The organism is uncultured Desulfovibrio sp., from assembly GCF_944324935.1.
In the GTDB taxonomy this organism is placed as follows: domain Bacteria; phylum Desulfobacterota; class Desulfovibrionia; order Desulfovibrionales; family Desulfovibrionaceae; genus Desulfovibrio.
Genome location: NZ_CALUYG010000015.1, coordinates 26,161 through 42,142 on the forward strand (window position 1 = coordinate 26,161; position 15,982 = coordinate 42,142).

The window sequence follows — 15,982 nt, forward strand, 5'->3', positions numbered from 1 at the left end:
TGCCGCAAAAGGCGGCAGGGGGAGCCGCGGTGCGGCCCCCCCTCCGAAACGATGGATTACTTGCGCAGTCCCAGCTTCTCGATGAGGGCGCGGTAGCGCTGAATATCCTTCTTCTTGAGGTAGTTCAGGATCTTGCGACGCTGCCCCACCAGCTTGAGCAGGCCGGTACGGGAGTGGAAGTCCTTCTTGTGCACCTTGAAGTGGCCGGTCAGGCCTTCGATGCGGGCGGTCAACAGGGCCACCTGCACTTCGGGGGAGCCGGTGTCCCCTTCATGTTTGGCATGAGCGTCGATAACGGCCTTTTTCTGATTGGCATCCATCACCACAGCAGTTCTCCTTAAGAGGAAGAGGGTTAGTTCCAAAGTCCCCGCAAGACGGCCCAGCAGGGGCCCTGCGGCTGTTCCCTGCGTTCGGCGAGCGCCAGCTCGCAGCCTGCCTCCATGAGCAGGGCACGGCTGTCGTCGCCGCGACAGGGGACCGTCTGTCCGTTGCGGATGCGCCGCGCCTCCTCCGGCGTGAGATCCACGCGCGGCCAGTGGGGCAGGGCTTCCGCAAGCGGGCGCAGGCCGCGAACCATGCACGCCGGATCCGCCGTGATGGCGTCCAGCGGCACGGCCGCATCCAGGCCGAAGGGGTGACTGTACTCCCGGGTCAGTTCCGTGAGCACGGCTCCGCATCCCAGTCGTTTCCCCAAGCTGTGGGCCAGGGAACGTATGTAGGTGCCGGAACTGCAAGCGACCCGAAAGCGAACAAGCGGGAGGGCCATTTCCAGCACTTCCGCCTGTGAAATCTCCATGCGTTTGATCTTGACCGGCGTGGTCACGCCCTTGCGGGCCAGCCTGTACAGGGGCTGGCCTTCATGCTTGGCGGCGGAATAGGCGGGCACTTCCTGTTCTTTCAGGTCGCGCCAGGCGGCGATCCCCGCACGCACGGCATCCGCGCTCACATCCTGCCACGGCAGTTCGCGCACGATCTGTCCCTGGCTGTCCCAGGTGTCGCTCTCCTGGCCGAGGCGCAGCACGCCGCTGTAGACCTTGCCGCCATCCGCCAGCAGGTGCGAGGCGATCTTGGTTCCCTGTCCGAGCAGCACCAGCAGGACGCCGGAAGCCAGCGGATCGAGCGTGCCCGCATGGCCGATCTTTTTTTGCCCCAGACGTTTGAGCGCCGAGAGGCAGCGGGCGGAGGTCGGGCCGGAGGGCTTGTCCAGCACCAGCACGCCGTGAAGCTGCGGCAGGACGGGAGTGTCTTGCTTGGTCATCATACGCAATGCGTCACTATAGCTGCGGTACGGCCGCAAGTCAAAGCTTTTCCGGCGAAGGAGCCGCGCTTGCGCCGGCGGCGCGATCAGGCCCCGGAGCCGCGTCGTCGTCGATGCGTTGCAGGAAGCCCGCCGCGCCGAGCCGTTGCCGCAGCACCGCCACATCCCGGCGGATGCGCTCCGGGGAGACCTGCGGAAAGGCCTCGGCCAGCAGGCCGGCCAGTTCCGCGTCGCCGCCCGGCTCTTCCCAGAGCTGCCAGAGGATGCAGCCCATGCCGTTGAGCCGGAAGACGCGGCCGTCCCGTCCGGCGACGTCCTCGTCGCGCGCCAGGAAGCCTTCGTCCCCGGTCTGACGGAAGGTGACGCCGGGGCGCTGCCGCCAGACGCCCGTGGGCGTGTCCGGGGATCGTCGTCCGGCGCGGCCACGGTGGCGGAAGAGGGGCGGACGCCTTTCGCCGATCCGCCGGGGGGAGAGGGGGGCCGGGCCGGGCGTCGGCGTGTCGGGAGCCGGCAGCGCCGCTCCCGGGGAGGCGGCCAGCCAGTCATCCAGCAGGCCGGCGGCCTCGTCCAGCGTGCGGTAGCGCAGCAGCCGGCAGGGAGCGCGTTGCAGCAGGTCGCAGGCCGTGCGCAGGGCAAGGCCCGCCCGGCCGTCCCGGAGCAGAAAGCGCAGCAGCACGTCCCGCATGTCGTCCTGTCGGGACTGCGGCAAAAGCCCGCAGGCGGCCGGCTTTTCCTGTCTGTCCAGGATGACGACGGCATCCGGCGGCAGAAGGGTCCCCCAGGGCAGCATGGGCAGCCGTGCGGGGTCGCAGCAGAGGTACTGCTCATCCCGGCAGGCCACCAGCGGCGAGTCCGGTGCCAGCAGAGGGGCCAGACGGCCGCAGGCAGGCAGCGGCAGCCGCAGGCGGGGGGCAAAGCCATAGGAGAAAAGCTCCCCCGCAGGGCTCAGCGCCAGCATATCGTCCCCAAGTCCCTGCCAGCCTCCCAGCAGCAGGCGGGCCATGAGGGCGCTCTTGCCCGCCCTGTGCGTGCCGCAGAGCAGGACCGTCCGTCCGTCGCGCACGGCGGCCGCGGCATGGATGCCCATCAGGCCGATCGTTTGCGCTTCATAGGCGGCGACAAGCTCGATGGCGAGCGTGCTGACCAGACAGGCGAGCGAGGGTTCGTAGCTGTAGCCGGGCCGCAGGCGGGCGCAGGCGTCCTGCGGGCGGAACGGCGTGAAATCCGTGGCTTCAGGGCTTGCGCCGTGCAGCCGGAAGTCGCCGTCCGGCAGCGGTTCCACCAGGAAGAGGGGGGGCGCGGCGTCCGTCGCGGCAGCGTCCCGGCAGGCATGCGGCCAGCAGCCCAGGACGCGGCGAAGCGCGGACAGGAGCGCGCCCGTCCCCTCCGCCGCACCGGGCAGCAGGCGTACCGGTCCCGGTATGCCCTGGAAATGGATCTCCGTGCGGGGGGCCGCCGGCATGAAAGGCTTTCCCGAAGATCAGTTGGAACGGAAACCGCCGCCGTGGGCCGGCGCGGCGCCGCCATGATAGCCGCCGCCAGCCGGGCCCTGATAGCCGCCCTGGGCCGGCGTGCCCCGGTAGCCTCCCTGCGGCGTGTAGCCGTGGTAGCTGTGCCGGGACCGGGGGCTGCGGGGGCTGCGGTAGGTACGGCGGGACCGGGGGCTGCGGTAGGTATACCGGGATGAGGCGCGGGCCTCGTCCAGCCCCAGCAGCGTGGGGGCGGTATAGGCCATGCCGGCGGCCACGAGGCCCAGCAGGAAGCGACGCCGGCTGTCGTTGGCGGCTTGCCGTGTTGTTGTGTTGTCGTGTCGTTGCTGTTCGGCCATGAGCAGACTCCCTGTCGTCAGCGGGACGGCGCACGGCGGGGTGCGCCTTCCGCCGGTATGTGTTGATGAGGGTATGGTGGTATCGCCTGCGGCGTCAGAAAAGCGTTAACCCTGAAAAAAGGGGGCGGCAGGTGATGCCTGCATCCCCCTGTTCAGCCTCGGTCAGGTGTCGCGGCGCGGTCCGTCAGGCCGCCTGCGGTCGGGACCAGGTCTGACATCGCGGCGGGACGGGCCGGGCCTGCCGTCACGGCGGGACGGGCCGCGCCGGAACGATCTGCGGTCATCCGGTCTGTCGGGCCTGCGGTCAGGGCCGGGCCTGCGGTCTCTGCGGGACGGGCCGCGCTGGAACGATCTGCGGTCATCCGGTCTGTCGGGCCTGCGGTCTCTGCGGGACGGACGGGGCCGGCGATTGTCGTGGTCCGGCCGGCGCGGCTTGCCCGAGCGTCGGCTGGGCCGGGTCCGCCGTCTGTTGGAGCGGCGTCGCGGCTCCGCCTCGGCCTCGTCCAGGCCCAGCAGGGTGGGCATGGAATAGGCCAGACCCGCGGCCACAAGGCCCAGCAGGAAGCGACGCCGGCCACATGTCCTCTGTTCAGATCCATTGACAGTGTTCTGCTCTCGTTCATGCTCGTTCATGATTCCCTCCTGTCATGGAGCATTGCTGAGGTTGCCTGTCCGCATGCTGTCAAAGAACGGCGGAGACGGCCTTGATGAGCGCTTCGGCGGCTTGTTCGGCCTCCATGCGCAAGGTCCCCCCTGCCGCGTTCCGGTGTCCGCCACCGCCCAGCGCGGCGGCGGCAGCACGCACGTCCGTTGCGCCGAAGGAGCGCAGGCTGAACTTGTGGATGCCCGGCGCGTCCTCGCGCAGCAGGGCGGCGGCCCGCACGCCGGCGAGGCGGCGCATCTGTTCCACAAAGCCTTCAAGATCTTCCTTCGTTGCGCTACAGCTCTGTAGATCATTCAACCGAACGGCGCAAAAGGCAAGCGTTCCGCCGGCAAAAAGTTGGATGCGTTCCATGAGGCGGGCCCAGAGGCGCATGCGGCCCATGCTCCAGCCGTTATCCAGATGCTGGCGCAGCAGGGCGATGTCGCAGCCTCTGTCCACAAGGTGGGCGGCCAGGTGCAGTACCGCCGCGCTGGTGTTGCCGTGGGCAAAGCCGCCTGTGTCCGTCACAAGGCCAAGGGCGATGGCCTGACCGAGGGGCCCTTCCAGCGGCAGGCCGGCGCTGATGGCCACATAGGCCACGAGCTGGGCCGTGGCGGCCGCCTGCGGCTCAATCCAGTTGTCCCGGCTGCCCATGCCTTCGCTGCCCAGATGATGGTCGATATTGACGGAATCCAGCGGGGGGAGGGCCTTTTCCAGCTCGTCGCCCAGACGGTGCGGCTCGCCGCAGTCCAGCAGCACGGCCGCGGCGGGGCGGAAGGGCAGGCGCTGCACGCTGTCATGCAGACTGCCGGGCAGCGGCAGGAAGGAGAGGTACGGCGGCACGCCGCTTTTGCTGTACAGGACGAACTCCTTGCCGAGCGCGCGCAGCAGGCAGCCCGTTGCCGCCACGGAGCCGAGGGCGTCGCCATCGGGATTGACATGCCCGGACACGATGACGCGGTCCATCTGCCGCAGGGCGGCGGCCATACGGGCGGCGGGGGCGCGCCAGGCCTCGGGGATGAGCTCAGTCGGCCACATATATCTCCACCTCGCTATCGATCATTTCTTCGGGGCAGACGGCCTCCATCATCAGGGCGCATTTGTCCATGCGGCTGCGCAGGTGGCTTTCGCTGTTGGAAAGGGACGCCACGGCCAGCCGCAGCCGGGTGAGGCTGTCTTCCGTGCCGGCTTCGGCCACGGCCACATTGAAACGGTTGCGGACCTTCTGCTTGAGGCTGTTGGCCACGCGTCGCTTGGCCTTGAGGTTGTCGTTGCCGTGCAGGGCAAATTCCACGGTCAGGACCGCCAGAAACATCATTGATATTCCGCCTTGCTTGCCTTGAGTATCTGCCGCGACTATGCCCAAATGCCTCGATTCCCGCAAGGGGACGGGCGCGCGCCCCGGTGCGGGCCGGCGGGCTCCCGGGGGAGGCGGCGTCCCGCCATCCCGTCTTGACACTGTCAGAAATTTTTCCTATACGTACAATCCCCTGAATGGCAGGCTTCTTCGGGACAAGAGATCTTCCCTGTCCGGGATCGGTGAAGGAAAGGCAGTATGGATTTTGGAAGCAGTTTGCGAAAGCACAGGAAGGAAAGAAAGCTGACCCTGGCTGCACTGGGCAAGCTGACGGGGTTGTCCATCTCCTACCTCAGCAAGCTCGAGAACGGGGTCTCCACGCCGTCGCTGGCCAATATGCAGAAATTGTGCGAAGCCCTGCAGATATCCATGATCGATCTGCTGGATGAGCATTTTTCCCGCGAGGAAAAGATCTTCGCCCGCTACAGCGAACAACCGAACATTTTTTCCACCGAGTCGGGCGTGCTCTACAATACGCTTTTCGACAAGTCTCCCAAGGCCAAGATCGTCAGCATGATCATCGATGAGGACAACTTCCAGGAAGAGATGTCCTGGGGGCATCATTATGATGAGTTCGGCATCGTGGTGGAAGGCTCCATGAGTCTGGTCATCGGGGACGATTCCTATGCCATGACGCCCGGCGACGTCATCTTCATCAAGGCGCATACCATCCATAAATACCGCAAGACGGCGCCCGGTCGCTGCGTTTCCTTCTGGATCTACGTCTGAGCGGTCCGCCCGTCCGTTGTTCGTCCCTTTTGCGCGACGCGAAAAGCCCCTTGCCGCACATGCGGCAAGGGGCTTTTGGTGAGGAGGCGGGCGGCATGTGGTGTCAGCGATGCCGCCGGCTGGTTGTTACGCCTGAGGCGTGAGGAACTTCTTGTTGGTCTCAGGCGCGAACAGCTGGCAGATGAGGCCGCCGGCCACCAGCGCCGCGATGCAGCCGGCCAGCGCGGCGGTGGTTCCCCAGGCGTCGAGCACGATGGGGAGCAGGAAGGTCGCCCCCGCGGCCCCCACCCGGCTGCAGGCGATGGTGAAGCCGATGCCGCAGCCGCGGATCTCCGTGGGGAAGAGTTCGGGCGGGTAGGCGTATTCCAGTACTGATGCCGCGGCAATGGTGAAGCTGAAGACGGAGATCAGCAGGGTGATGGCCACGGCGGAGGCCGTGGGCACGAAGATGATGGCCAGCAGGGCCAGGGCGCAGAGGTAGAAGGTGGAGATCAAAAAGCCCCGGCGGGAGACCTTGTCCACGATCCAGGTGCCGAACATGACCCCGGCAAACAGGAAGACATTGAAGACGATGCCCGAGGTGTAGGGGTCTTCCATATTGAAGTTCTTGAAGATGATGGGCAGGAAGATGGACAGCGAGAAGTAGGGGATGACCTGAAAGGCGTAGAAGGACCCGGAAACGAGGCTTCTGGTGCGCCAGCGGGGGCTGAACAGGGCCTTCCAGCCGAGCTCTTCCGTCTGCTGCGGCAGAGGCGGGATGCGGTAGCCTTCACCAAGATGCTTGCGGATGACCTCCTGAGCTTCCTTTTCCCGCTTCTTGCCCATGAGCCAGGTGGGCGATTCCGGCGTACCGTAGCGGACGAAGAGCGAGATGAAGGACGGAATGGCGCAGCTCAGCAGTATCCAGCGCCAGCCGGCCGCCTGCAGGAAGTAGCCCGTGATATAGGCGCTCACATAGCCGGCGGCCCAGATGGCCTGCATGAAGCCCAGCGCCCGGGCCCGCTGCTTGAGCGGCGTCCATTCGCTGACCAGGGTGACGCCCACGGCATAGTCCGCGCCGATGGCCAGGCCCAGCAGCAGACGCAGAGCCAGCAGCTGACCCGCGCTGGTGGCGAAATACTGCAGGATGGACACGCCGGCAAAGATCAGCATGGTATACTGATAGATGGCCTGCCGGCCGAAGCGGTCGACGATGGGGCCGGCAAAGAGACTGCCGAACATGAGGCCGAACAGGGATGCCGCGCCGATGAGCCCCAGCGTCCAGGGGGTGAGCCCCAGTTCGACCGTGGCAAGGCTCAGCGCGATGCCGATGGAGCCGAGCATGAAGCCGTCGCTGTACTGGCCGAAGACCCCGCCCAGCAGGACTTTCCAATGAAGCTTGCCAAAAGGCGCTTCTTCATAACTGACGGAAACAGTGGACATGGAGCAACCTCCTTTATCTGGTTTGCTGTCGTTTTGCCTGAAGGCTTTTTTCGATCTCCCGCGCCCTGGCCGTGAGGCAGAGGCCTCCGAGCCCGGTGCAGCGCAGCTCGCGCGGCAGCATGGTCCCTACCGAGTACATGGCCTGTATGGTCTGATCCAGGGGGATGACCGCGTCAAAGCCCGCGTGGGCCATGTTGGCCGCGATGAAGGCATTGCCCACGGCGCTGGAGTTGCGGTTGATGCAGGGGATGTCCACGCAGCCCGCCACGGGGTCGCAGACAAGCCCCAGCATGTTCTGCAGGGCCAGTGAGGCGCCCCGCAGGGCCGTTTGGCAGTCGCTGCCCAGATAGTGGGCGACGATGGCGGCCCCCATGCAGCTCGCCGCGCCGATTTCCGCCTGACAGGCGGCCACTTCCGCCGCGAAGGTGGCCTGGCTGGCAATGAAGATGCCGATGAGACCGGCGCAGAGCAGGGCCCGTGCGGCCTCCTGTTCGTCCGTTTCGCCGAGGCCGATGAGGCCGAAGAGGATGCCGGGGATGACCCCGCAGGATCCCGCGGTGGGGGCGGCCACCACGCGGCCCATGGCGCTGTTGTTTTCCATGACGGCCGTGGCGTAGATGATGCCCTGGCTGATGCGGCCCATGTCCGTCATGGTTCCCGCGCGGGCATGGAGTTTGGACGCGCAGGGCGTGATGAAGCCGGCGCTTTCCAGCCCTTCGGTCAGCCCCGCGGCGATGGAATCGCGCATGATGCGTACGAGCCGCGCGGCGTAGGCCAGCACCTCATCTTCCGTCCAGCCGCTGCGGGCGCTCTCGTAGCGGACGGCCGCCTGCCACAGCGGCTGGGGCGACGCTTCCAGGAAACGCAGCAGCCCTTCCGCCGTGCTGAAGGGGACCTTGACGTCCGGCTGCGCGGTGACCGGCAAAATGGCCGGGACGTGCATGAAGGCGATGTCCTGTTCCTGGCAGGCGGCGTCCAGCAGCTGCCGCAGGTCATCGGGCAGGGGGCGCATCAGGCCGATATGAAGCAGTTCGCCGCTGTGCGTGCGGGTCAGCACCTGCTCAAGGCCCTCCAGCAGCGGCTTCAGGGCCTCCAGCCGGTCAGCCTTGCCCTCCGGAGCCAGAAAGATCAGCTCATGGGCATCTCCGGCGCATTCCAGGGCGTGTCCGTTGAGGGAGCGGATGGAAAACATGCCGCCGCCGACGGACCAGGAGCCCACGGACAGCGTCTTGCCGCTGGCGTCGGTCAGTTCGATGACGCTCAGGTTGGGATGATCCATCGGCATATCCACGATGCTGATCTCCAGCGGGATACCCTTTTCTTTCAACCGGGTGAGAGAATTGCGGAAATCCGGGTCCGTCACCTCCATGCCGAGCAGTCCGGCCACCAGGGCGATGTCCGATTTCTGCCCTTTGTAGACGCCGGCGTAGGAGCCTTTCTGCGGGAAAAGGATGCGCACGGCGGAAAAGTGCGGCATCAGGTGATGCGCGAAATAGCCGATCCGCCACGGGCCTGCCGTGTGTGAGCTGGACGGCCCGGTCATAATGGGCCCCAGCACATCGTTGAAAATGCTTGCTGCCTGGGTTTGCATCGTTACCTCATGTTTCTCTGGGTAAAAAAATGTATAGTTCAGGGAAAAATTTTTCCCTGTAAGGAGAATTTTCCGGTAAATTTTCCAAATAGAGTATTTTTTCTTTCCGTTATAGAAAATTTTCCTTTGAGTCAATAAAATTTTCCAAATCTAAAATACCAGGCGAAAAAACGATCCCGCCGCAGGAATGGCGGGACCGGGCGAACGGCGAAAAAGGCGCAGCGGGGGGAGGGGAAGACGGACGCGGGCGCAAAAAAAGGGCGGTGGAGCAAGCTCCACCGCCCTGGGGTGTCGTGCGGGCCGGGACTAGAGTTCCGGCGGCAGGCCGTTCAGCTGCTTCAGCGTGAAGACGGGGCCGTCGATGCAGACATAGTGGCTGCCGATGTTGCAGCGGCCACAGATGCCGATGCCGCACTTCATACGCTTTTCCAGCGTGGTCACGATGTTTTCATGCTGGAAGCCCAGTTTTTCCAGGGCTTGCAGCGTGAATTTGATCATAATCGGCGGGCCGCAGAGCACGGCCACGCAGTTGTCCGGCTTGGGACCGATCTCGGTCAGCACGTTGGGGATGAGGCCCACCTTGTGCTGCCAGCCTTCGGCCGGATTGTCGATGCAGAGGTGGCAATCCAGATCGGGATTGTCCAGCCAGCCCTGGAGCTCATAGCTGAAGGCCATGTCCGCGGGGCTCTTGGCGCCGTAGAGCAGGCTCACCTTGCCGTAATCCTTCTTGTGTTCGAGGATATGCAGCATGATGGTACGGATGGGGGCCATGCCGATGCCGCCGCCCACGAAGAAGATGTTTTTGCCCTTCCAGTCCTCGTAGGGGAAGAAGTTGCCAAGGGGGGCGCGCACGCCCACCTTGTCGCCGGCGGAAAGGCGATGGATGGTGGAGGTCACTTCGCCGGCCTGCATGACGGAGAACTGGAGGTAATCCTTCATGGACGGCGGCGAATTGATGACGAAGGTGGACTCGCCGGCGCCGAAGACGGAGAGCTGGCCCACCTGGCCGGGTTCGTACTTGAAGCTGGCCATCTGCTCGGGATCGTCAATCACCACGCGGATGGTCTTGATGTTGCCCGTTTCCTGGATGGTCTCCACCACAGTGGCCGCCATGGGCTTGTAGGGATTGCCCTGCGGGAGCGGACGGGGGGTCAGCTCGCGCAGCATCCCTCCCTTCTTTTTGCTTTGAGTCGCCATGTCTTACCTCTACTTAGCGGCCTTGTCGGCGTTGATGGCATCCAGCACGATCTGGCGGATGTCCAGACTCACGGGACAGTTGCTGATGCAGCGGCCGCAGCCGTTGCAGGAGAAGGTCCCCCAGTTCTCGGGATAGGTGGAGAACTTGTGCGACACGCGGTTGCGCATGCGCAGAGCCTTTTCCATGCGCGTGTTGTGCCCGCTGGCTTCGCGGGTGAACAGGGGCGACATGCAGTTGTCCCAGGAGCGCAGGCGACGGCCGCCCTTTTCGCTGGTGGCTTCCCCTTCGTCGGTGATGTTGAAGCAGTAGCAGGTGGGGCAGAAGTAGGTACAGGCCCCACAGGAGAGGCAGCGGTCAGTCTCACGAGTCCAGAAGTCCACATCCGTGAACTTGGCCGCCACCCTGGCCTGGGCGTCCTTGAGGTTGGGCGCCTTGACCAGCGTGCCCCAGGCCGCCTTGCGTACGTCTTCCATCTCCTTGAAGCGGTCGGCCCCGTCGTCAAGGCCGCTGCCTTCCAGCAGGGCGTCGCCCCTGGGGGTGATGCCCTGGAGGATGTAGCCGTCCTTGAGCTCGGTCATCAGGATGTCGGAACCTTCCGGGGAGGAAGGACCGCCGCCGACCCAGTGGCAGAAGCAGGTGTTGCAACCGCTGTTGCAGGTCAGGGTGATGACGGTCAGCTTTTCGCGCCGTGCCTTGTAGTAGGGGTCGGCGATGGGGCCCTGCAGGTAGGGACGATCCAGCGTGGCGTAGCCGCGGGCGTCGCAGGGACGGGCGGCAAAGACCACGGTGGTCTCGGCCTGCGGGGTGTCGTCGAGTTCCAGCTTGACGTTCTGCGGGTTGGCCGGGTCCTTGACCTTGCGGTAGCTGACGAGGGTCTCGCACTGGGGCAGCACGGCGGCCTTGGCGGGCACGGTGGCCTTTTCCAGCGTGAATTCCTTGCCTTCCTTCCACGGTTCAAAGACCACGGAACGCTTGTCGGCGGGCTTCACCACAGGGGCCAGCACTCGGGCTTCCTTGGAGAGGTGAGCCAGAAACGCCGGGAGGCCCTCAGGCTTTACAAATCGGGTGATGCTCATTTCCACTCCCTCTCATGAATGTTCTTTTCTTCCACTTCGTAGCCCAGGAGCGGCGGCACGGCTTCGGGATCGACGCCGGACTTGTAGCCGTCGAAGAGCTGGCCCACGGCGCGGGCGATCTGCTGGCGCAGGGCCAGGATCGGGATGCCCACGGGACAGGCGCGCTGGCATTCGCCGCAGCCGGTGCAGCGGCCGGCCAGGTGCATGGCGTGGATGGTCTGGAAGAAGAGTTTGTCGCGGGTGCTGTCATCCTGCGAGATCCAGTGCGGTTCACGGCTTTCCGCGATGCAGTAGTCGCGGCAGACGCACATGGGGCAGGCGTTGCGGCAGGCATAGCAGCGGATGCAGCGTTCCATCTGGCCGCGCCAGAACGCCAGGCGCTCGTCCAGGCTCATGGAGTCGAGCAGGGCCAGTTCGGGCGGCGTGTAGGGGCCGGGCTTCACCTCGGTGGGCGTGCCGATGAGGGTGTCGGAGATCACCGCGGTGGGCATGGTGCAGCCGTAGCATTTGCCCTGGGCGTAATCGTTCATGCAGAAGCGGTGTTCCTTGCCGTCGGCGGTGATGGTCACGCCGGCTTCGTCATACTCCACCTTGTCGATGGTGGTGTAGCGGCCCAGTTCCTGATTGACGCGGGCCATATCCAGCGTGCCTTCGCAGGGCATGGCGAAGATGGTCACGTCCTCGCGGTTGATCAGGTTTTCCTGGAGCAGTTCCACCACGGACTTGGCGTCGCAGCCCTTCACCACGATGCCCACCTTCTTGCCCTTGTACTGGGGCAGATAGACGGCGGGGTTGTTGACGTTGAAGGGGCCCCACACGAGCTTGTCCACATCTTCGGGCGTACGCATGAAGAGCGGCACGGTGCGGGCGGCGTCATAGCCCTGCTGCCAGCCGATGACCAGTTCCAGCTCGGGCAGCTTGGCCTTGATGGCGGCCTTGAGCTCGTCCAGCTTGTTTTTCTGGCCGGTGCCCAGGGGACGCAGCGAGGTCAGGGCCATGTCCACCACCTTGAGCAGCGGTTCCGGGTCTTCCAGCTTCGGCGCGGGGCCGAGGTCATGGATGCGCTTGGTGAAGGTCTGCACCACATGTTGCCAGCGCTGGCCTTCGGAAGCGGACACCCAGGTGTACTCGAAGCGACGGTCGTCGATGCCGAGCACGGGCAGGAACTGCTTCAGCACTTCCAGGCGGCGGCGGGCATAGAAGTTGCCCGCGGCATAGTGGCAGTCGCGCGGATGGCAGCCGGAGACCAGCACGCCGTCGGCGCCGTTGAGCAGGGCCTTGACGATGAAGAGCGGATCGATGCGGCCCGAGCAGGGGACGCGGATGATACGCAGGTCGGTGGGCTGTCCCGCACGGGCCGTCCCGGCGGTGTCGGCGCCGCCGTAGGAACACCAGTTGCAGAGAAAACCCACAATTCGCAGTTCTTTGCCGTTCAGCACTGGCATAGCGTGTTAACCTCCGCGAGAATCTGGTTGTCGGTGGCATGGGAGAGCTGGATGGCGCCCTGCGGACAGGTGGAGGTGCAGAGACCGCAGCCCTGACAGACGGTTTCGATGACCTGGGCGTACATCTTGCCGCGGAATTCCACTTCCTTGATGGCGCCGAAGGGACAGCAGCGGATGCACTTGCCGCAGTCCACGCAGCGCTTCATGTCCACGCTGGCGATCTGCGGGTCGTTCTCCAGCTTGTCCCTGGAGAAGAGGCCCAGCACCTTGGCGGCGGCGGCGGAACCCTGGGCCACGGAGGCCGGGATGTCCTTCACGCCCTGGCACACGCCCGCCAGATACACGCCGGCGGTGTTGGTCTCCACGGGCTTCAGCTTGACGTGGCTTTCCAGGAAGAAGCCGTAGCTGTCATAGGAAATGCGCAGCTTTTCGGCCAGATGGGGCGAGCCCTTGGCGGCTTCCACGCCCACGGCCAGCACCACGAGGTCGGCCTTGACTTCCACGCCTTCGCCCAGCAGCGTGTCCACGCCGCGGACGATGAGGTGGCCTTCGCCGTCAGGGTAGATCTTGGAGACGCGGCCGCGGATGTATTCCGTGCCGTATTCTTCCATGGCGCGACGGGTGAACTCGTCGTAGATCTTCCCGTTGGCGCGGATGTCCATGTAGAAGACGTAGGACTTGGAGTCCGGGATGTGGTCCTTGGTCAGGATGGCCTGCTTGGCGGTGTACATGCAGCAGAAGCCGGAGCAGTACGGACGGCCGATGGAGCGGTCACGCGAGCCCACGCACTGGATGAACACGATGTTCTTGGGTTCCTTGCCGTCGGAAGGACGCTTGATGTGCCCTTCGGTGGGGCCGGAGGCCGAGAGCAGGCGCTCATACTGCAGGGAGGTCACCACATCGGGGTAGCGTCCGCCGCCGTATTCCTCGTAGACCGTCCAGTCCATGAGGTCGTAGCCGGTGGCGGCCACGATGCAGCCCACTTCCTCGGTGATGACTTCATCCTGCTGTTCGTAGTTGATGGCGCCGGTGGGGCAGACCTTGGCGCACACGCCGCATTTGCCCTTGGTGAGCTGGCGGCAGTATTCGGGATTGATGACGGCCTTCTTCGGGATGGCCTGCGGGAAGGCGATGTTGATGGCCGTGGTGGGGCCCACGAGCTCATTGAAGGCGTCGGGCGTCTTTTTGGCCGGGCACTTTTCCGTGCACGCGCCGCAGCCGGTGCACTTGTCCCAGTCCACATAGGTGGCGCGCTTGCGGATCTTGATGCTGAAGTTGCCCACATAGCCGGAGATGTCTTCCACCTCGGACTTGGCGTACAGCGTGATGTTGGGATGCTGGGCCACGTCCACCATCTTGGGGCCGAGGATACAGGCCGAACAGTCCACCGTGGGGAAGGTCTTGTCCAGCTTGGCCATCTTGCCGCCGATGGTGGCTTCGCGTTCCACGAGCACCACCTGGATGCCGCCTTCGGCGCAGTCCAGAGCGGCCTGGATGCCGGCCACGCCCGCGCCGATGATGAGCACGCGCTTGTTGACGTCGAAGGATTTGGCCTTGAGGGGTTTGTCGTTGCGCAGCTTGGCCACGGCGATCTGGACGAGTTCGGTCGCCTTGTTGGTATTGGCTTCCTTGTCCTTGCCGATCCAGGAGACATGCTCGCGGATGTTGGCCATTTCGAACATGTAGCGGTTCAGGCCGGCGCGCTCCACCGTCCGGCGGAAGGTCGGCTCATGGATGCGGGGGCTGCACGAGGCGACGACCACGCCGTCGAGCTTGTGCTCGTGGATGGCCGCCTCGATGGCCGCCTGTCCCGGCTCGGCGCAGGTGTACATGATGTCCTGGGCCAGCACCACATCGGGGAACATCCGCGCATTCTCGGCCACCTTGGCGCAGTCCACGGTGCCGGCGATATTGCTGCCGCAATGGCAGATGAAAACGCCTATTCTCATGCCTTGTCTCCTTCGGGAGCCTTGCTGTAGGCAGCAGGCTGATCCAGCTTGCGCAGCAGACTGTCGGCGCTGACGCAGAGTTTATCCAGCCCGAGCGCGCTGGGCGCGAGGCCGAAGGCGATGCCCATGAGCTGGGTGTAGTAGAGCACCGGCATGCTGAAGGCGACGCCCGCTTCCTTGGCCGCCTGCTGCTGGCGCAGGTCGAGGTTCATCTGGCAGAGCGGACAGGCCACCACCACAGCATCCACGCCCAGCATGGTGGCCAGGTGGAGGATGCGGCCGGTCAGGCGGGCCGTCATGGCGCGCTCGGGGATGCCGTAGGAGGCGCCGCAGCATTCGGTCTTGAGGGGGAAGTCCACCATTTCCGCGCCGCAGGCGGTAAGCAGGCTTTCCATGAGGGTGGGGTTCTCGGGATCGCCGAAGTCCATGACCTCATGCGGACGGCTCATAAGGCAGCCGTAATAGGCGGCCAGCTTGAGGCCGGCCAGGGGCTTGCGCACGCGGGCGGCGATGGCGTCCGTGTCATAGGCGCGGGCGATGCCCTGCATGACCGAAAGCGCCTCGGGCAGCTTTTCGGACAGGGGCTCGTCCAGCAGTTCGTTGACGCCGGCGCGGAACTCGGGGTTTTCCAGACGCTTGGCCGCATGGCGCAGGTTGGAAAGACAGCTCGGGCAGGGCGTCAGCACCATGTCGGCTTTCTGGCGGGCGGCCAGATCCAGATTGCGGGCGCTCAGGGCGCCGGAAAGCTGGGTGTCCACGGCATGGGCGGGCGTGGAGCCGCAGCAGCTCCAGCCGCGAATCTCTTCCATCTGCATGCCCAGCGCGGCGCAGACGGCCTGGGTGGACTTTTCGTAGTCGGCGGACGATCCCGTCGCCGAGCAGCCGGGATAGTAGGCTATCTTCATGCGCGTTCCCCCTGACGATTGGCGCGTTCCTGATACCGCTTGAAGATGCGGCCCACGGCTTCGGCTCCCTCTTCAGGCGTCTTGTGGGGCTTGAGGCCGAGCTTGCCCTTGACCAGGGCGGCCGGGGCAAGGTCCACATCGGTGAACACACGCATGGAGCGCAGCATGTAGAGCACCATGGTGCCGATCTCGTAGGTGCGGCCGTACTTGCGTACCGTGGCAAGGAAGGAAGTCCAGAATTTGTCCACCTTGGGCACGGTCACAATGCCTTCCTTGCGGGCCATGTGCCGCAGGGTCTCCATCACGCCGGCGACGTCGATGTTGTTGGGGCAGCGCTGACTACAGGTGGAACAGGACAGGCACATCCAGATGGAGCGGGAATTCAGCACCTTGTTTTTCAGGCCCAGCTGCACACCGCGCATGACCTGATTGACCTGCAGGTCGTAGACGAAGCCTGCGGGGCAACCGGCAGTGCAGTTGCCGCACTGGTAACAGGTGGAAATCCTCTGACCGCTCTGGGCGTCCACTGCCGCCGTGAAGTCGGCATCGCGCATCCGGCTTAGTTCAATGGCGTCGTTCAT

At 65.0% G+C, this 15,982-nt stretch carries 15 protein-coding genes; 1 reads left to right on the top strand and 14 read right to left on the bottom strand.

Annotation, left to right across the window (positions count from 1 at the left end; all coding sequences use genetic code 11):
• Positions 1–56 precede the first annotated feature (56 nt).
• The 6 genes from rpsO to Q0J54_RS05115 all read right to left on the bottom strand — a co-directional run bounded on the left by rpsO (position 57) and on the right by Q0J54_RS05115 (position 5,044).
• Complete coding sequence (gene rpsO, locus Q0J54_RS05090; protein WP_296304391.1) at positions 57–320, bottom strand: 30S ribosomal protein S15; 264 nt, start codon at positions 318–320, stop codon at positions 57–59.
• Between the two features lie 32 nt (positions 321–352).
• Positions 353–1,261 (bottom strand): tRNA pseudouridine(55) synthase TruB, encoded by a 909-nt coding sequence (truB, locus tag Q0J54_RS05095; RefSeq protein ID WP_296304365.1) that lies wholly within the window; start codon positions 1,259–1,261, stop codon positions 353–355.
• Between the two features lie 37 nt (positions 1,262–1,298).
• Entirely contained in the window at positions 1,299–2,720 is a 1,422-nt protein-coding gene (locus Q0J54_RS05100) for a PqqD family protein (RefSeq protein ID WP_296304366.1), read from the bottom strand.
• 18 nt (positions 2,721–2,738) lie between these two features.
• Positions 2,739–3,086 (bottom strand): hypothetical protein, encoded by a 348-nt coding sequence (locus Q0J54_RS05105; RefSeq protein WP_296304367.1) that lies wholly within the window; start codon positions 3,084–3,086, stop codon positions 2,739–2,741.
• A 682-nt stretch (positions 3,087–3,768) separates the two neighbouring features.
• The gene (locus tag Q0J54_RS05110) at positions 3,769–4,767 is read right to left on the bottom strand and encodes a DHH family phosphoesterase (protein WP_296304368.1); all 999 of its coding nucleotides are present in this window, start codon (positions 4,765–4,767) and stop codon (positions 3,769–3,771) included.
• On the bottom strand, positions 4,754–5,044 hold the full coding sequence (locus Q0J54_RS05115) for a DUF503 domain-containing protein (RefSeq protein ID WP_296304392.1): 291 nt from the start codon (positions 5,042–5,044) through the stop codon (positions 4,754–4,756). The genes Q0J54_RS05110 and Q0J54_RS05115 overlap by 14 nt, the downstream gene beginning before the upstream one ends.
• Before the next feature lie 240 nt (positions 5,045–5,284).
• Between Q0J54_RS05115 and Q0J54_RS05120 the strand changes: the two genes are divergently transcribed.
• A complete protein-coding gene (locus Q0J54_RS05120) occupies positions 5,285–5,815 on the top strand; it encodes a helix-turn-helix domain-containing protein (protein ID WP_296304369.1) in 531 nt (176 codons plus the stop codon).
• Between the two features lie 126 nt (positions 5,816–5,941).
• On the opposite strand, the gene Q0J54_RS05125 is transcribed toward Q0J54_RS05120, so the two are convergent.
• From Q0J54_RS05125 to Q0J54_RS05160, 8 genes are all read right to left on the bottom strand, one after another.
• On the bottom strand, positions 5,942–7,237 hold the full coding sequence (locus Q0J54_RS05125) for an MFS transporter (RefSeq protein WP_296304370.1): 1,296 nt from the start codon (positions 7,235–7,237) through the stop codon (positions 5,942–5,944).
• Between the two features lie 13 nt (positions 7,238–7,250).
• The gene (locus tag Q0J54_RS05130) at positions 7,251–8,828 is read right to left on the bottom strand and encodes an L-serine ammonia-lyase, iron-sulfur-dependent, subunit alpha (protein ID WP_296304371.1); all 1,578 of its coding nucleotides are present in this window, start codon (positions 8,826–8,828) and stop codon (positions 7,251–7,253) included.
• Between the two features lie 306 nt (positions 8,829–9,134).
• Positions 9,135–9,995, bottom strand: a complete 861-nt coding sequence (locus tag Q0J54_RS05135) for an FAD/NAD(P)-binding protein (protein ID WP_296304394.1) — start codon at positions 9,993–9,995, stop codon at positions 9,135–9,137.
• A 39-nt stretch (positions 9,996–10,034) separates the two neighbouring features.
• Positions 10,035–11,102, bottom strand: coding sequence for a 4Fe-4S dicluster domain-containing protein (locus tag Q0J54_RS05140; RefSeq protein ID WP_296304372.1), 1,068 nt, complete (start codon positions 11,100–11,102; stop codon positions 10,035–10,037).
• Positions 11,099–12,547, bottom strand: coding sequence for a hydrogenase iron-sulfur subunit (locus tag Q0J54_RS05145; protein ID WP_296304373.1), 1,449 nt, complete (start codon positions 12,545–12,547; stop codon positions 11,099–11,101). The genes Q0J54_RS05140 and Q0J54_RS05145 overlap by 4 nt, the downstream gene beginning before the upstream one ends.
• The gene (locus Q0J54_RS05150) at positions 12,535–14,496 is read right to left on the bottom strand and encodes a CoB--CoM heterodisulfide reductase iron-sulfur subunit A family protein (RefSeq protein WP_296304374.1); all 1,962 of its coding nucleotides are present in this window, start codon (positions 14,494–14,496) and stop codon (positions 12,535–12,537) included. The genes Q0J54_RS05145 and Q0J54_RS05150 overlap by 13 nt, the downstream gene beginning before the upstream one ends.
• Positions 14,493–15,401: a CoB--CoM heterodisulfide reductase iron-sulfur subunit B family protein gene (locus Q0J54_RS05155; RefSeq protein ID WP_296304375.1), complete on the bottom strand. Its 909-nt coding sequence runs from the start codon at positions 15,399–15,401 to the stop codon at positions 14,493–14,495. The genes Q0J54_RS05150 and Q0J54_RS05155 overlap by 4 nt, the downstream gene beginning before the upstream one ends.
• Entirely contained in the window at positions 15,398–15,982 is a 585-nt protein-coding gene (locus Q0J54_RS05160; protein WP_296304376.1) for a 4Fe-4S dicluster domain-containing protein, read from the bottom strand. The genes Q0J54_RS05155 and Q0J54_RS05160 overlap by 4 nt, the downstream gene beginning before the upstream one ends.

Bases quoted from the DNA above. Each gene is read 5' to 3' on its own strand.
- rpsO (WP_296304391.1), bottom strand. From the start codon at position 320: ATGGATGCCAATCAGAAAAAGGCCGTTATCGACGCTCATGCCAAACAT.
- truB (WP_296304365.1), bottom strand. From the start codon at position 1,261: ATGATGACCAAGCAAGACACTCCCGTCCTGCCGCAGCTTCACGGCGTG.
- Q0J54_RS05100 (WP_296304366.1), bottom strand. From the start codon at position 2,720: ATGCCGGCGGCCCCCCGCACGGAGATCCATTTCCAGGGCATACCGGGA.
- Q0J54_RS05105 (WP_296304367.1), bottom strand. From the start codon at position 3,086: ATGGCCGAACAGCAACGACACGACAACACAACAACACGGCAAGCCGCC.
- Q0J54_RS05110 (WP_296304368.1), bottom strand. From the start codon at position 4,767: ATGTGGCCGACTGAGCTCATCCCCGAGGCCTGGCGCGCCCCCGCCGCC.
- Q0J54_RS05115 (WP_296304392.1), bottom strand. From the start codon at position 5,044: ATGTTTCTGGCGGTCCTGACCGTGGAATTTGCCCTGCACGGCAACGAC.
- Q0J54_RS05120 (WP_296304369.1), top strand. From the start codon at position 5,285: ATGGATTTTGGAAGCAGTTTGCGAAAGCACAGGAAGGAAAGAAAGCTG.
- Q0J54_RS05125 (WP_296304370.1), bottom strand. From the start codon at position 7,237: ATGTCCACTGTTTCCGTCAGTTATGAAGAAGCGCCTTTTGGCAAGCTT.
- Q0J54_RS05130 (WP_296304371.1), bottom strand. From the start codon at position 8,828: ATGCAAACCCAGGCAGCAAGCATTTTCAACGATGTGCTGGGGCCCATT.
- Q0J54_RS05135 (WP_296304394.1), bottom strand. From the start codon at position 9,995: ATGCTGCGCGAGCTGACCCCCCGTCCGCTCCCGCAGGGCAATCCCTAC.
- Q0J54_RS05140 (WP_296304372.1), bottom strand. From the start codon at position 11,102: ATGAGCATCACCCGATTTGTAAAGCCTGAGGGCCTCCCGGCGTTTCTG.
- Q0J54_RS05145 (WP_296304373.1), bottom strand. From the start codon at position 12,547: ATGCCAGTGCTGAACGGCAAAGAACTGCGAATTGTGGGTTTTCTCTGC.
- Q0J54_RS05150 (WP_296304374.1), bottom strand. From the start codon at position 14,496: ATGAGAATAGGCGTTTTCATCTGCCATTGCGGCAGCAATATCGCCGGC.
- Q0J54_RS05155 (WP_296304375.1), bottom strand. From the start codon at position 15,401: ATGAAGATAGCCTACTATCCCGGCTGCTCGGCGACGGGATCGTCCGCC.
- Q0J54_RS05160 (WP_296304376.1), bottom strand. From the start codon at position 15,982: ATGAACGACGCCATTGAACTAAGCCGGATGCGCGATGCCGACTTCACG.